This window comes from Geobacillus thermodenitrificans subsp. thermodenitrificans DSM 465, assembly GCF_000496575.1.
Taxonomy (GTDB): domain Bacteria; phylum Bacillota; class Bacilli; order Bacillales; family Anoxybacillaceae; genus Geobacillus; species Geobacillus thermodenitrificans.
In genome coordinates this window covers 1-572 of record NZ_AYKT01000061.1, presented here as the reverse complement: position 1 = coordinate 572, position 572 = coordinate 1, and the positions used below count along the sequence as shown (strand labels likewise).

The 572-nt window shown below is 45.5% G+C and carries 1 protein-coding gene and 1 pseudogene; both read left to right on the top strand.

Features of this window, described 5'->3' with window-relative positions:
• Positions 1–368, top strand: a 368-nt coding sequence (locus DSM465_RS0117965) for a terminase TerL endonuclease subunit (RefSeq protein ID WP_029761982.1), incomplete at its 5' end; no start/stop codon positions are given.
• 4 nt (positions 369–372) lie between these two features.
• A pseudogene (locus tag DSM465_RS20030) lies at positions 373–572 on the top strand (phage portal protein); the annotation flags it as partial.

Genomic DNA, 572 nt, shown 5'->3' with positions numbered 1-572 from the left:
CGAAAGGGTTCCGTATCAAACAAGTCGGTTTCGACCGGAAGTTCGGCCGGGAATTCTTTATGGAAATGAAGCGGAAACGGTTCAATATTGTTGACCAGCCGCAGTATTATTACAAAAAGTCGGAGGGATTCCGCAGAATTGAGAAGCAAGTGAAAGATGGGAAGTTCTATTACCTGCATTCCCAGGCGTTCGAGTATTGCGTCCAGAACGTTCACGCCATCGAGAAAACCGATGACATGGTGCAATATGAGAAAATTGAGGACAAGCATCGCATAGATATTTTCGATGCAACTGTATTTGCAGCGATTAGGATGCTTGAAAATATGGAGAAAGCTGCGACAGCAACGAAATGGCTGAAAGGAGGCTGATGGAATGGGATTTTTCGAGCGATTGAGACGAACAAAGCGCAAAAGTAGGATCAGAGCGGACACTCAAACATATGTCGGCTTGTTCATGAGCGGTGAGGACACATCCATACTTATTCCAGGATACACAAGATTGAGCGACAATCCAGAGGTGAGGATGGCGGTTCATAAGATTGCCGATCTCATCTCGTCGATGACGATTTATCT